The sequence below is a fragment of the Paenibacillus sp. B46(2026) genome, assembly GCF_056786355.1.
Genome location: NZ_CM165907.1, coordinates 5087219 through 5100864 on the forward strand (window position 1 = coordinate 5087219; position 13646 = coordinate 5100864).

Annotated in this window: 15 protein-coding genes; 2 read left to right on the forward strand and 13 right to left on the reverse strand. The window is 45.4% G+C overall.

From position 1 onward, the window contains the following. Positions 1-54: 54 nt before the first annotated feature. The 4 genes from AC1S8V_RS22685 to AC1S8V_RS22700 all read right to left on the reverse strand — a co-directional run bounded on the left by AC1S8V_RS22685 (position 55) and on the right by AC1S8V_RS22700 (position 2511). Positions 55-1284, reverse strand: coding sequence for a DNA glycosylase AlkZ-like family protein (locus tag AC1S8V_RS22685; protein ID WP_482070875.1), 1230 nt, complete (start codon positions 1282-1284; stop codon positions 55-57). A 14-nt stretch (positions 1285-1298) separates the two neighbouring features. After that, entirely contained in the window at positions 1299-1520 is a 222-nt protein-coding gene (locus AC1S8V_RS22690) for a hypothetical protein (protein ID WP_482070876.1), read from the reverse strand. A 124-nt stretch (positions 1521-1644) separates the two neighbouring features. Continuing rightward, positions 1645-2241, reverse strand: coding sequence for a restriction endonuclease (locus AC1S8V_RS22695; RefSeq protein ID WP_482070877.1), 597 nt, complete (start codon positions 2239-2241; stop codon positions 1645-1647). Between the two features lie 120 nt (positions 2242-2361). Beyond that, the gene (locus tag AC1S8V_RS22700; RefSeq protein WP_482070878.1) at positions 2362-2511 is read right to left on the reverse strand and encodes a hypothetical protein; all 150 of its coding nucleotides are present in this window, start codon (positions 2509-2511) and stop codon (positions 2362-2364) included. Between AC1S8V_RS22700 and AC1S8V_RS22705 the strand changes: the two genes are divergently transcribed. Beyond that, the gene (locus AC1S8V_RS22705; protein WP_482070879.1) at positions 2511-3773 is read left to right on the forward strand and encodes a hypothetical protein; all 1263 of its coding nucleotides are present in this window, start codon (positions 2511-2513) and stop codon (positions 3771-3773) included. The two genes, AC1S8V_RS22700 and AC1S8V_RS22705, sit on opposite strands and share 1 nt — an antisense overlap. Positions 3774-3892: 119 nt before the next feature. On the opposite strand, the gene msrA is transcribed toward AC1S8V_RS22705, so the two are convergent. From msrA to AC1S8V_RS22735, 6 genes are all read right to left on the reverse strand, one after another. Next, positions 3893-4408, reverse strand: a complete 516-nt coding sequence (gene msrA / locus AC1S8V_RS22710) for a peptide-methionine (S)-S-oxide reductase MsrA (protein ID WP_482070880.1) — start codon at positions 4406-4408, stop codon at positions 3893-3895. Positions 4409-4783: 375 nt separating this feature from the next. Then, positions 4784-5041: a GlsB/YeaQ/YmgE family stress response membrane protein gene (locus tag AC1S8V_RS22715; protein WP_062835823.1), complete on the reverse strand. Its 258-nt coding sequence runs from the start codon at positions 5039-5041 to the stop codon at positions 4784-4786. Between the two features lie 333 nt (positions 5042-5374). After that, the gene (locus tag AC1S8V_RS22720) at positions 5375-6679 is read right to left on the reverse strand and encodes an AAA family ATPase (protein WP_482070881.1); all 1305 of its coding nucleotides are present in this window, start codon (positions 6677-6679) and stop codon (positions 5375-5377) included. Continuing rightward, complete coding sequence (locus AC1S8V_RS22725) at positions 6679-8142, reverse strand: RtcB family protein (protein WP_482070882.1); 1464 nt, start codon at positions 8140-8142, stop codon at positions 6679-6681. The genes AC1S8V_RS22720 and AC1S8V_RS22725 overlap by 1 nt, the downstream gene beginning before the upstream one ends. Before the next feature lie 502 nt (positions 8143-8644). Then, the gene (locus AC1S8V_RS22730; protein ID WP_482074554.1) at positions 8645-9463 is read right to left on the reverse strand and encodes a TerC family protein; all 819 of its coding nucleotides are present in this window, start codon (positions 9461-9463) and stop codon (positions 8645-8647) included. A 288-nt stretch (positions 9464-9751) separates the two neighbouring features. Continuing rightward, positions 9752-10057, reverse strand: coding sequence for a DUF3817 domain-containing protein (locus AC1S8V_RS22735; RefSeq protein WP_482070883.1), 306 nt, complete (start codon positions 10055-10057; stop codon positions 9752-9754). Positions 10058-10280: 223 nt separating this feature from the next. On the opposite strand from AC1S8V_RS22735, the gene AC1S8V_RS22740 reads away from it, so the two are divergent. Next, on the forward strand, positions 10281-11384 hold the full coding sequence (locus AC1S8V_RS22740; RefSeq protein ID WP_482070884.1) for a glycosyltransferase family 4 protein: 1104 nt from the start codon (positions 10281-10283) through the stop codon (positions 11382-11384). A 66-nt stretch (positions 11385-11450) separates the two neighbouring features. Here AC1S8V_RS22740 and AC1S8V_RS22745 read toward each other — a convergent pair whose 3' ends face one another. From AC1S8V_RS22745 to AC1S8V_RS22755, 3 genes are all read right to left on the reverse strand, one after another. Further along, the gene (locus tag AC1S8V_RS22745; protein WP_482070885.1) at positions 11451-11813 is read right to left on the reverse strand and encodes an HIRAN domain-containing protein; all 363 of its coding nucleotides are present in this window, start codon (positions 11811-11813) and stop codon (positions 11451-11453) included. 38 nt (positions 11814-11851) lie between these two features. Continuing rightward, on the reverse strand, positions 11852-12823 hold the full coding sequence (locus tag AC1S8V_RS22750) for a helix-turn-helix transcriptional regulator (protein ID WP_482070886.1): 972 nt from the start codon (positions 12821-12823) through the stop codon (positions 11852-11854). A gap of 279 nt (positions 12824-13102) precedes the next feature. Continuing rightward, a complete protein-coding gene (locus AC1S8V_RS22755) occupies positions 13103-13624 on the reverse strand; it encodes a hypothetical protein (protein WP_482070887.1) in 522 nt (173 codons plus the stop codon). Positions 13625-13646: the final 22 nt, after the last annotated feature.

Consider the following 13646-nt stretch of genomic DNA (forward strand, 5'->3'; position numbering starts at 1 on the left):
AAAACCCCTCAACAATTCCATTCCCGTACCCTTACACGCTTTCATGTATCCCAATCAAATCGATTTAAGAAGCTTTTTCAGCTCTTTAGGTACCGTCTTCTCCACAGTGATGGAACCCGCTCCATGCATGGACGCAAAGAATTGAAGTCCCTCCCGAAAATCCGTGATCCATTCCTCCATAGGTGGAGCTGTATCCTCCATGGATAACAAGCGGACCGTAAGTACTCCAGTTTTGCGATCCAGTCTGGGGTCCATCCGTCCAATCAGCCGATCACCGTGAAGAATAGGCATGGCATAATACCCGTAGGTTCTTTTCACCTCTGGCGTATAAATCTCCCATTTATAATGAAAATCAAATAAATCGACAATACGTTCTCTTCTCCATAACAGATTGTCGAGCGGCGGCAGGAAACGTACCGGTCCTGACGGATCATAGTGTGGCTCTTCCCTTTTCATATGCAATAACAAGTCCTCATCTTCAGCACGAATATAATAAGGCGTCGCCACGTCCTCCACCTTAAGCGGAATCATTCGCCCATCTGACACACGGGCAGCAATATCGGCGCGTCGTTCAGCCGCTGTAGATTTTAGCCAACCCAGACGGGGATCACGGGCATCTACGACGCGATACGCATGAATGTATTTATCCAGCAGAGCCTGTCTCTGGGCAAACATATCCATGTCTTCTTTCATCGGAAGTCCCTGTTGCTGCAACTCAGATTCGGTAATATGAAAGTAACGTTCATTCCCCTGCCTCGCCACCACACGAATCACAGCGGAGTCTAACAGTAAATTCAGAGCAAGTGTGGTATCCTTCGTCTTCGGCACATCCGCACTGTCCCAATAACCACTAACCCGCTCAACAGCACGGAAGGCTCTTGAAGGTAAAGGTCCTTCTTCCTTCAAACGCTGTAACACATGCTGCACTGTCTTCTCTAAACCTTGCAAGGACGGAGCCAGACGCTCCCTTAATCGAGCACGCACAGGTTCAAAGAGAGCATAGTCTTCGATTGGAATGACACAGGCAGCATTTGCAAAATATTCAAACACCCTGTGATCACTCAGCAACGCATTTAAGCTGTCAGCAGTATAACCAGGGTCACGAGCACCCAGCACCAAATGCTGGTTTCCGGTTACAGCAGCCACAGGATCGATCTGCACGCAGCCAAGGGAGCGAATCAGACTCATAACTTGGTCGGGTCCCGAGGGTAAGGAAACTGCGGGCCAACGTCCCAGTAAAGCTTGCGTTTGCAGCAAAAAACGCCGAACGATTTTCTTATTCATGTGCAGCGCTGTTGTCATATGTATAGGTTCTTCCCAAAATAAAAAGAAGCACCACCATCCTGGATGATCTGCTTCTTGTGTTTGACCTTTTGCAATTTTTCCTGCTTTGTAGGCATGAGGCGTACATGCTGGGATAGCGCACCATAATCACCGTTAACTCTCCGGCTCTGTTCCGAGCACCACTTACCTGAACGCTCTGCTTTGCGTAATGCTTTTTGTGTTTGTGTACGTGCCATAATGGATTACACACTCCTTTGGTTGATATACACTCAATATATCATGTGCAGCTACGCAAGTGAAGGTGCTCCTACTGGAATAGGCATATACATCATTACAAAGGCTTCCACCCAACCCAAGTACTTAGCGGGATTGCCGCTTTCGCCGGGACTGCCATGTCTCAATCGGTTCATGATCATCTTCTTCAATCAGTTCCAGTGCTTCTTCCACTCTTCTGGCTTTGAATAACAGAATTAACTCCATCAGGTCTTCCCGATCCAGCAGCTTCACTCCATTGACCGCTGCAAGTGTCCGGCAGGCTTCGGTGTAACGGGCAGACGTCAATACAATCGATCGGTCGGCCTCATAATAACGCATGGATGTATAGATTTCCTGCACAGCACTCAACCCTACGGGATGGTTCGCACCATATCGCTTCGCTTGTATGACACTTCGTCTGCCGAGTCTATCGACAAACACCAGATCTGCCCCAAAATCCCGGCTGCTCGTTGTCTTATGAACCTCGTCATATCCGAGTTGTTCGAATAAATGATAGAGATATAATTCAAATTCCGAACCATCCTCCATCTTGTCGATGTCCTTTATCGTAATCTTACGAGGATTGGCTTCACTTCGGATTCGCTGCCCGCGCCCGATAACACGCCGAATAATCCAGGCCAATATCAACAATATGATGATACATCCAATGACCCATAGGGTCACATTTTCGCTCCAATTCATAGCTGTTCTCCTTGTTCATTCTCTATGTTCTCTCCACGTATTACAAAAATATGGCTTGTCACCGCACTAAATATATCAGACTTCCACCTTCATCGAAAGAAGATGAAATCCCTGTAACCGTTATACCTCATTAAACAAAGATAATACGACACCATAGTGATAAAAGGTTACAGTACGTTCGGTTGAATTCACCTTGACTTCAATGGTAAAATTAAACAATCGGTTCTGTTTTGAACCGAAGAAGAAAGGTGGTTTATCACTTGCATACATTGACCAAACACAAGTCCAAAACATGGGCTGCCCTCATTCTTAGCGGCATGCTCCTCTTCACCATGAATACAACGAGTTACGCTGCCGCCTCGACCGAATCCATGCCCAAACCCGCGTGGACGTCATCTTCTCTGATGCTCTCCGAGGCCAATACGGAAAAAGATGTCATGATCACGGGAATTCATGCCGTGCCATCCAAAAATCTCGTATATGTGCATGCTTCCCAGCCTGTGACCAAAACAAGCAGCAAAACCACGCTGGACTGGCAACTGGACTCTCTTCAGGCATTCGATGCTACAACTGGACAATTGAAGTGGAATACGATATTCCATGAGAAAAGTGGCCCTTATACCACCTACTCCGATTCGGTATATGCCAGCAACGGCACAGCTTATGTATATATGGAATATTCGGACAAAACCAAAAAATTGTACTCATTCAATACATCCGGCAAGACCAACTGGGTCAAAACGGTGAATTCACCTGCAAGCATCTCCCTATTGGATAACGATACGCTGATGGTTGCTTCAAGTCAGGGCGTACAATCGAATGGTTCGGTTCGCTCAGCCATCTCGTTATATGACAAAAAGGGCAAGCTGATTACCGAAAAGACTATTAACGGTGCTGTACTTAAGGCTGATCATGGTCGAATTGTAGTGGATGCCAGTAAACAAACCAAGGTAGGCAACTTCTGGCAACAAGCCGCGAATCCCAAGGTGGAGATCTATGATCGTACGTTGAATCGTCTGTCCTTCTACCAATTCCCTGCCAATGCAAATACACTCGGAGATGGCGGCGGTGAATCGCTAGCTATTCTGAGCGATGGTTCCATTATTATGCGCGCCAATTTCGAGAACACGGGTAACCGGCTGATGGGCTTTGGCATCGATGGCAAGCTCGCTTGGGGACGTGCTATTGCTGGTGATGCCTATATTCAGACAGCTCGTAACAGCTATACAGTCCTGACAGGGCAGAAGCTGGAACTGTACACGATGAAAGGCAAAGTGACCGAGCGTACATTCAAGGACGCACAGCCTGCACTTATGCGTGTGGACCAGACGCAGGATGGACAGTACCAGCTTGATTTTGCCAAAACAGGATACATTCTTGATCCACAGAAGCTGGAGGACGTACATGTCTACACCACAAGTGCTTCAGTTCCTTCATTAGAAGGTATCTCTACTTATATGGATGATATCATCTATTCCATGAACGATGAGACATTGTCCAAATATATACTTAAGTCCACTCCTGCAAAATAAAAAGAGTCTCTCTGGTTCTTTATCGTATGCCAATGATTCTAGTTCCACACACTAGCCAAAAAGCCGGAAAAGTTCTATAAAGAACTCTCCGGCTTTTCACATGTCAGGATATACTTATCCTATTTCCAATTCTCTTCTATAAACTCGTCCCGTCCGGACAAGGCGCGGTCTTCCTTGTAATGTTTCTCGTTTTTCTTGTGGTAATCCTGATGATAGTCTTCAGCCGGATAGAATACGACAGCATCACGGATTTCCGTAACAATGGGTTGATCGAATCGTCCACTCGCTGCAAGTTCCTGCTTGGACTGTTCAGCAAGCTCACGCTGACGCTCATTATGCACAAAGATTGCCGTACGATACTGTGTCCCCCGATCCTGGAACTGGCCTCCGTCATCCGTCGGATCAATCTGTGGCCAGTACAGCTCCAGCAGTCGTTCATAAGGGAATACATCTGGATCAAATGTAATTTCAACCACTTCGACATGACCGGTCTCCCCTGTTTTGACCTGCTCATATGTTGGATTCTCGACGTGGCCGCCAGCATAACCTGATACAATACCATGAATGCCCGGTTGTTCTTCAAACGGTGTAACCATACACCAGAAACATCCGCCGGCGAATGTAGCTTTTTCCATTCCGTTCATCCCCTCTTATCTAACTACCTTTTACACTTACCACTCCGATGACAGAACAACCTTCTGATCGCTGTTATCCCCAGATTTTTTATATTTGGCTTTACAAGGAGAAAATCTGGGGATAAAGGCGAGTGTATGCTTTCGAAGCAGCTTTCTTGCAGAAAGCTTTTAGCTCCACTTCTTCAGGTTATTTCTGTCCTCTACGTTCTCGTGTAAATGTTTAGTCCAAATTATATAGATAGCTTAATACGCATATCTTTATATATTCTAAAACAACAAGAGGTTGATTGAAAGCCATCGTTATGGCTCTCAATCAACCTCTTCATTTGTAATGCATTTGGCTGACGACTTATTCAAAAAATTATCTTGAGTAAGTTACCCGCGACTACGTCCCATCGAACGGAAGATCAAGCTTACAATGGCTACAAGAACGATTGCACCAATCAATGCAGGTACAATGTGGAATCCGCCCATCTCAGGACCCATATCGCCCAAGATTACTCCACCTAACCATCCACCGATGAAACCAGCAATGATGTTACCAATAACACCACCTGGAATGTCACGACCAACGATCAGACCTGCCAACCAACCAATGATACCACCGATAATTAATGACCATAACCAACCCATATCATTCACCTCTAATTAAAGTTTTTGTTGTTGTCTGTCTACTATTAACCGCTACAGAAGCATTTAAACAATTGGCATAAATTTTTTTGCATATTACCGTTTGTCCCTATGCATCCTTCTCTGCAAAACAGGCCTTGGCCCAGTTTGGAAACAGATTGCGTTACTTTCCGGCATCTCACCAGCTCAAGGCTGCGTTATGTACCTCCCGAAAGTCATTGTATGTTAGAGCAGACAAGGTTAGTATCACCAATTGAGGTGGGATTATTTATAGGCCTATTCTAAAACTGAACGTACATCAAAGTAGCCGTTCCGGTTACGAATCGTTCTTACCAATCAATAAAAGCCTGCACGGCCCTTACCTGGCTGCGCCAGCCAGGTATGTTTGTGGCTCTTATCCAATTCGCTACGCATCGACTGAATGACTTTCACAATGTCTGTCTGTCCATTCTGATGCCATTCCAGCGCAGCGCTGACATACAACTCACCCAGCTGCGCAAGAGAGAAGGTGTCGGTCAGGCGAGCTGCCTCTACCGTGCCTTCTTCACCCGCGAATATGGTGAAGCCTCGTTGCCGCAAATATTGCAGGCGAAGCTCTTCATCTGGCAGCGGAATTTCGTAAGCCCGGTCAAACCGTCCAGCACGGTTCATCAGGCCTGGGTCTATTTTCTCCGGATAATTCGTTGTCCCGATCAGGAAAATGCCTTCTTTCGAAGTTGCTCCATCCAGTGTATTCAGGAAAAAGGAACGGACTTCATCCGGCATCGAATCGATGTCCTCAATGATCAGTACCATTGGTGCCAATCGCTTGGCAGCCTCGAACACTTCACGCACCGATTCACTATTGGTATACTCCGTAATCTGCCAATACGCAGCCGGTCCCGGAATACTTCCAGCAATGGATTTGACCAATGTGGTCTTGCCATTTCCGGGGTGTCCATACAATAGAATTCCCCGTTTGTACGGGATATCATAATCTCGGTAAAAAGAACGATCCGCTTCGAAGAACTGATCCAGCGAGCGGAAAATATCCTGTTTGATCTGGGCCGAGAGAACGACATCTTCTCTTCCCACGGAACGAGTGATGGATTCGACATGGCGATCGCTGCCATTCCGGGCATCGGTGTATACCGTTACTTTTTTCATATTTTGCTGACGTTCCCGTTCGCGGACACTTCCCAGAAATTGCTTCATCTCCTCATCACCGACAGCAAAAACAAAGTCTTCACTGTAGATTCCGTTCTCTCGGAAAAATGGAACACGTACAAGCGCAACGCCCCATTTCGGATAGGCAAATACGTTATTACGAATGGAGTAATGCACACCATAAGTAGGCACATCGCCATCATCGTCGTAATGCAAAGTCTGAAGCTCCAGATCTTCGAATATGCGGGCTACCAATTCCACTTCGGCACTGCCATTCTGCAAGTCTTCCCGAAGTAACTCCCAATATTCATTGTTCGGGTCAGAACTTGCATAGAGCTTGTATTCGACCCCATAACGCTGATGGAGCGCCTCACTGATTCCACGGATCAGCCTTGAATAGATGGCGTACCCTTCCACTCGAATTCGGGTATCATGTTGTTCGTCATAGGTATAGATCGCTTGGGTTGGATCCGTTTGTTTTTCGTTTATTGTCATTATTTCGCTCCCTTGACCGCTACAAGCGGTTTGCATTTGGCTACAACTTGAGCCAGACCTGCGCCAGTAACACTGTCTATAATCTCATCTACATTTTTATAAGCCTGAGGTGACTCATCAATAATGGATTCAAGTGATCGCTGGTTTACCACAATCTCATCTTCTGTCCCCACGCCCAGTGCCGAAGCAAAATCTTCCACGGTAACCAGTCGTTTCGTTGCCGTCCGTGAACGAATCCGACCCGCACCGTGACATATGGAATAATAATTATCGGCACCTTGTGTCTGACCCACCATGATATACGAGGCAGTTCCCATGGAACCGGGAATAAGCGCCGGATGTCCTGTTGCCAGATAAGGCTTTGAATTATCCGGGTGCCCTGCTGGCAACGCACGTGTCGCACCTTTTCGATGCACAAAAACGGAACCTTGATCTGCGTGGGATTCCTCCCAGGCATAGTTATGCATCAAGTCGTATAACGTACGAAATTCACACTTGGAACCAAACACATCCCGGAAAGCCTCGCGAATAGCATACGCAATCAGGTGACGATTGACAACGGCGTAATTCAAAGCAGAATACATCATATTCACATAACTACGACCTTCCGCATGCTCCAGCGGAGCAAATACCAGTCTGGGATCGGATGTTCCCAGGTTAAGGCGCTGCATGACTTTGGCAATCGCTGACGAACTCGTCTGACTTACATAACCACCCCATGCACGAGAGCCGGAATGAATCATGACCACGACCTGTCCATCGTACAATCCCCAAGCTTCGGCGATTTCACGATTCTCTTCAGCGATCTCAATCGCCTGGATCTCGGCAAAATGATTCCCCCCACCCAGTGTTCCGAGCTGACGATGCGAACGATGCCACGTCATATCTGGAATGTGGTTTAACACATCCTCATCGTAACTGAACTTACTGCTCTCCACATGCGTCATCGAGGTTGATTTTTTCGGGGTATAGCTGTCCGGAATATACTTTTTGGGTAACCCATGTAGCCCTTTACGAACAATATGTTCCAGTCTGATATCTGAGTAATGACCTCGCTGATTAGCCTCCATCGGCAAAACTTTCTCAATGGCCTTAACGAGTTTGCGGCGGAGTTTAATATCTTTCAATTCGTCCTTGTGCAGGTTCGTCATATGCACTCGCATGCCACAGCCAATATCACTGCCCACGATAGAGGGAGATACGTATCCGCTCTTCGCATCCCACACGGCTGTCGTTCCAATGCAGGTACCTACACCGACATGTACGTCTGGTGTGTAACTCATATAAGAGATTCCCGGAATCTGAAGATTATTGTTCGCCATCTCGAACACCTTGTAATCCAGCGAGGAGAAGAGCTGCTGCGCCGCATATACGGTTAGGTCGCCTGCAGGCAATTTCACTTCATGCCGATAGTCACCTGCGAATTCATTCTGCCTGGTCAATAAATTAAACTTTGTATTCATAAATGTGTTTTATTCCTTCCTGTACGTTCAGCAAATTCGGTTTACTGATTCCTTGTATAAAATAAACATAAAAAAGCCATAGGCTATTCGCCCATGGCTTCTACTGAATGACAATAACGGAGAACAGAGCAGCATGACCATGCTGTGTGTCTGTCATCCATCGCTATAATATTAGCGAAGAACGCATATCGATTATAAACCCGCTAAACGATATGCCTATCCCTTATGTCGACCGTATGAGACCAATGAGACGATGAGCCGGATATGCAATTGTGTCTACGTTGCGCCCTGTTTGATTCATATCATAACCAAGCATCATGTCTCTCGGCCTCCCTTCGTTAGTGTTAATCTTATATTAAGGGGATTGGATTTCATATGTCAACCCTTTTCTTGGAAATTGAACCATGACGCATATTTCGTATGTAAATAAAAAACAGGAGGCTGTCCTAGGACAACCTCCTGTTTTGCAGCTAATAATTATGTTGTTAGCGTAACATTATTATTACAATCCTGCTTGTTTTTCCAACTCTTCAACCGGATTTTCGTCTTCTTTTTCAGGAACTTTGGAAGACAGGAACCAACCACATACCGCAATGGTGATCAGTACAATATAGAATCCGAATTTCCAAATTTTATTTTCAGGGAAATGCTCATCCAGAACACCCAATGAAGGGTGCGCGAGTGTAATAACTGCCAGCTTAACCCCTACCCAACCTACGATCACAAATGCCGCAACCTCAAGCCCTGGACGGGAATGAAGCAATTTCACAAAGTATGAGGCTGCAAAACGCATGATCACAAGCCCGATAAACCCACCGAGGAAGATAACGATAAATTGTCCACCGTCAAGTCCGCCGATTGCAGGCAATCCACTTGGTGGCAACGCAACGGCCAAAGCAACAGCAGCCAGAATGGAATCGACTGCAAATGCGATATCCGCTACTTCAACCTTGAAAACGGTCATCCAGAAACCGGATTGTTTTTTCGGTTTCTTAGGAGTCGAATCAGCTGCTTCATCTGTTTTATTTTGACTGCCAAGTATCTTTTTAAGGATGTGGTTAATCGAAATGTACAGGAGATACAGGGCACCAATCGCTTGTACCTGCCATACATCGACGAGAAAAGAGATCAGGAACAACGAACCTAAACGGAAAACAAATGCACCCATCAGACCATAGAACAACGCTTTTTTGCGTTTATCTTCAGGTAAGTGTTTAACCATAATTGCGAGTACCAATGCATTATCTGCTGCAAGTAATCCTTCAAGAACCACTAAGACAGCCAGCACCCACCCATATTCCAATAGTAATGAAACTTCCAACATTGACTCCTCCTTAATATCCTTATGATGTACAAAAAAAAGGACCTTTACCATCACTGGTAAGGTCCTTTTATATCCACAAAAAGAGACCTTTACCGAGCATGAAAACTTGGTAAAGGTCTCGCTAACAACAAAATTGCTGCCAATAAAGCCGGGGATATGATCCCGAATTGACGACTTTACTGTAAAAGCTACTCCCCTTTAACAGGAATATGTAGTTTTAGTTGAAACAGGTTGTTTAACCTATACCCATAATATTTCATAACGTTAAATAAAGTCAAGCTTTATTTAACGTTCACGGTGCAGCTTACGAAATACGACTATATCGTAGATCATGTTTCCCAGTGGAATGAAGGAAACGAAGAACAAAGCGATTGGACGGCGCAGACGCCACTTCTGTGAGGTGTACAGACTCACCATAAACAACAAGTACATTAAAAACAAAAAACCGTACAAATTCCCAAACCATGTGACAGCCTGCGGCATAATTCCGGCATCTCTCAATGGAAAAGCAACAAACAGCAGCAACACGTATGATATGCCCTGCAACCACAACATCAGCCGGAAGCGCCCCAGCATAGAATGTAACATCATTTCCCTCCTGCTTTCTATACATGTAACGAATTCAATAGTTCCCGTACAGTATATCACAAAAGTCGAATATTTCCGCTCCAATGCATACAGCAGCAGATTATTCCTGCACGCTCATGCTCATATAAGTGGTTCACTTGCCTGTTCGCAGGAGCAAAATGCTTTTGCTGCTCATAGGATATATGACGAAGATTGTTACAGATGTCGGACAAGGAGGAGCCTGATCATGAAAATAGCTATGGTTGCACCCGAGAAATTGCCTTTGCCTGGTAATGGTTCAGTGGAAATCTGCATTCTGGGGATCGCTCGCGAACTTGCACATCGCCATCAGGTAACCATTATAAGTCGTCAAATGGCAGGTCTCGCCGCCACGGAACAGATCGACGGTATCACCATTCGGCGTGTCCCTGCATCGAGTCCGGTCGGGTACACCGAAGCAGCAATACGTCTATTATCCAAACAACCCTACGATGTGATTCAAGTGGATAATAGACCCCGAAGCATGGCTACCATTAAACGATCTTTTCCACGCACACCCGTTGTGCTCTACCTCCACTCGTTAACGTTCGCGCAACCCGGCCCCTCCAGACTCGCATTGATGAAAAAAGCCGATTGGATTGCCGTCAACAGTCAATCCCTCAAACAAAGGCTGGGTCGCAGATTTCCGCTTGTAAAACGCCGGATGAGTGTTATTCCATTGGGTGCAGATTTAAGCCGCTTCAGGCCTGCTGAGTCCAGTGAAGAGCAACTTCGCCTGCGCACACAATTTGGAGTCACTAAACCATTCTCTATTCTATATGTCGGCAGGCTCATTCCTGGCAAAGGCGTAGACGTATTAATTCGTGCGACTTCTCTTCTTCAGCAACAAACGCCTGTTCATCTCATTGTTGCAGGCAAAGGCCCCCCGCTATACGTGCGTAAACTTCGCGAGCTTGCCCGAAAACAAAAAGTCCATGTTTCCTTCCGTGGCCAGATCAATCATGAGGTTATCGACCAGCTTTACCGGGCAGTCGATTGTCTTGTCTGTCCATCCCAAGAACATGAAGCCTTTGGGCTGGTTAATGTCGAGGCGATGGCTTCGGGATTGCCCGTTATTGCTTCTGATAACGGAGGTATACGTGAGATTATTGAATCAGGTATCAATGGATACCTTGTAACATCGTATAAACGTCCTCAACATTTTGCCTCTTGCCTGTACAAACTTGCCAGCAGTCCGACTTCTGCCAAAATATTGGGGAAGGCTGGCCGGGACAGCGCAGTTGCACATTTCAGTTGGACCAGAACAGCCATGCATCTAGAAGCCACCTATACCAGGCTCATCCGTGAATGAGCCTCATTCTGTTTTGAATAATCATCTTGACCCTTTTAACCCATATGAACACTCTCTTTAAGATGATCAAGCTTTTTCACGAAATTGCCATCCCGTTATAAAAGAGTCCATCTGCGGAACAGGAATGTGACTCATCTCAATTAACTCTATAATAACCATATCTTTCATTATGAATCGTACTTTGGCACACGTTAGTTGATGAAATACATCATAGAATGCCGCCCCGGTCCAACATCCATGAGGAACCACATGCGCATCATTAACGATATAACCTACGGCTCCAATTGGGGGAATGACAACCTTAATGGCTTGGTGCTCCAAACGATTATCTGGATCTTTGACGAGGTACACGGTATCCCCCACATGTAAAACCTGTACTCCATGGTAATGGTCCATCCCATACATAGCTGCGAATAATTTGGTGCTCATATCACCTGCTCCTTTACCTGCATTTTTCATGATTAACATTACAAAGATTCATTGTTGTCATAATGCTCCAACCACTCCACGAGTTGCTTCCGTATCTCTCTACGAAACTCAAGAGGTTCAAGTACTTCTGCCTCAGGACCAAATTGATACAACCATTTCAAAAATTCTCTACTGCTATTCAGTGTTACTTCAAATAACAATCCCCCATCCGACATATTCGTCATTCGCGGGCGAACAAACATTTCTTCTTCTTTTATGTAGGGGGCCACTTTCTCAGAGAATCTTACCTTGAAATGGATATGCTCGTCGCCACGGTCAATAGACCATGTGTTCTTCATGTACTGCGTTATGTTGAAATCACCCTTGTCGAAACCGGCATTTGTTCGTGTCACATCCAAAAAACGGCTAATTCGAAACAATCGAACTTTTTGCAGCAAATGACAGTATCCAATCAGATAAAAACGTTGATCACGCGGTATGAGATAATAAGGATCGATATCGCGAACCGTGATCTCATTTCTGGTCAGCGTATGATATTGAGTACGAATGGTTTGCTGGCTTAGGATCGCTTCGATGATGGGAATCAGCAAATTAGGGTCTTTTCCTTCCTCCCGATAAGCTGGCGTGCCCATCCGAATGATTCCCGCAATATTCTCTACAATGTCACTGTTTCTTGATTTTAATTTGGTATGAGCCGACATGACCTTGTCAAAAGCTGAATCGAACTCAGCAGGTAACTTGGAGGTATCAACTACGGACGGAAGCATGGAGAAGACCATTGCTTCCTGTTCAGTAAAATCTAATGGATACATCGCAAACTCACCAATAAATCGGTAACCCTTGCCGTATCCTTCATTCATAATCGGGGCGACCCTGTCCAAAATCCGGAGATCACGATAAATCGTGCGTACAGTCGTACCGCATTTCAGCGCCAACACCTTGGCCGAAATTCCGGGATTTGCTTGTATAGCCTGAAGTATACGCAGCAGACGAATTAATTTCTCTGTCATGTAGTTTCTCCCCTTCGATATTTTATCGGCAAGGAAAACTAGTTCCTTTAGTACAGAACTAAATCTTTAGTCCCAATTTTATTTTCGCAATTTCACCATTTTTGTATAGTCCAATTGCACTTTTACCCCCTTTTAATATACATTCTCTTACTTGCTTGCGTAAATTATTAACGACAAATCCCTTATATCTAAGCCTGAAAGCCTATACAAATTTCTAAAATTAATACAAAAAAAGCCTAATCTCTCCAAAGAGACAAGGCCATTCCTGGGAATTATTGGTTATAAAACTGTATTCAGTTGGTTTATCACCTTCGCCATATGCTCACAGAGTTCAGGAATATCTCCCATCTGGTCTTCATTCACACTGCGGTCAAAATATACGTGTGCCGTGACGTTATACGTGATTGACTGTTCATCAAAGATATACCGGATGTTCTGGCACATCCTCTGCTCAGGCCAGCTCTTCTGTAATAACAAACGAATAGCCGGGCACTGCTTCTCAGGCTCCTTTACAACCATACCAAACCGTAATTCCAAGCGGCAACCCGGATGTGCACCAGGCGTCTCCAGGATCTCTGCTGCAAGCTCCTCAAGGGAACTGCTTAACACGACTTCCCCTGTTACTTCGGGATGATCTCTGAGACAGAATTGTAACATGAACTCTCTGGACATCACTGCCATCTCCAGCAGATCTTTACGCCCCATAATCTGAATACGTTCATCCAGGTTATCCATATCATATAGAACATTTTCAAAGCCCACTTTCAGATTGTCATATACCGTAGGATCAAACATTGTCATAAACCCACCTTCTTTTCCTTTA

Bases quoted from the DNA above. Each gene is read 5' to 3' on its own strand.
- AC1S8V_RS22695 (WP_482070877.1), bottom strand. From the start codon at position 2,241: ATGAATTGGAGCGAAAATGTGACCCTATGGGTCATTGGATGTATCATC.
- AC1S8V_RS22735 (WP_482070883.1), bottom strand. From the start codon at position 10,057: ATGATGTTACATTCTATGCTGGGGCGCTTCCGGCTGATGTTGTGGTTG.
- msrA (WP_482070880.1), bottom strand. From the start codon at position 4,408: ATGGAAAAAGCTACATTCGCCGGCGGATGTTTCTGGTGTATGGTTACA.
- AC1S8V_RS22715 (WP_062835823.1), bottom strand. From the start codon at position 5,041: ATGGGTTGGTTATGGTCATTAATTATCGGTGGTATCATTGGTTGGTTG.
- AC1S8V_RS22745 (WP_482070885.1), bottom strand. From the start codon at position 11,813: ATGAGCACCAAATTATTCGCAGCTATGTATGGGATGGACCATTACCAT.
- AC1S8V_RS22720 (WP_482070881.1), bottom strand. From the start codon at position 6,679: ATGACAATAAACGAAAAACAAACGGATCCAACCCAAGCGATCTATACC.
- AC1S8V_RS22750 (WP_482070886.1), bottom strand. From the start codon at position 12,823: ATGACAGAGAAATTAATTCGTCTGCTGCGTATACTTCAGGCTATACAA.
- AC1S8V_RS22725 (WP_482070882.1), bottom strand. From the start codon at position 8,142: ATGAATACAAAGTTTAATTTATTGACCAGGCAGAATGAATTCGCAGGT.
- AC1S8V_RS22740 (WP_482070884.1), top strand. From the start codon at position 10,281: ATGAAAATAGCTATGGTTGCACCCGAGAAATTGCCTTTGCCTGGTAAT.
- AC1S8V_RS22700 (WP_482070878.1), bottom strand. From the start codon at position 2,511: ATGTATGCAAGTGATAAACCACCTTTCTTCTTCGGTTCAAAACAGAAC.
- AC1S8V_RS22685 (WP_482070875.1), bottom strand. From the start codon at position 1,284: ATGAATAAGAAAATCGTTCGGCGTTTTTTGCTGCAAACGCAAGCTTTA.
- AC1S8V_RS22755 (WP_482070887.1), bottom strand. From the start codon at position 13,624: ATGACAATGTTTGATCCTACGGTATATGACAATCTGAAAGTGGGCTTT.
- AC1S8V_RS22690 (WP_482070876.1), bottom strand. From the start codon at position 1,520: ATGGCACGTACACAAACACAAAAAGCATTACGCAAAGCAGAGCGTTCA.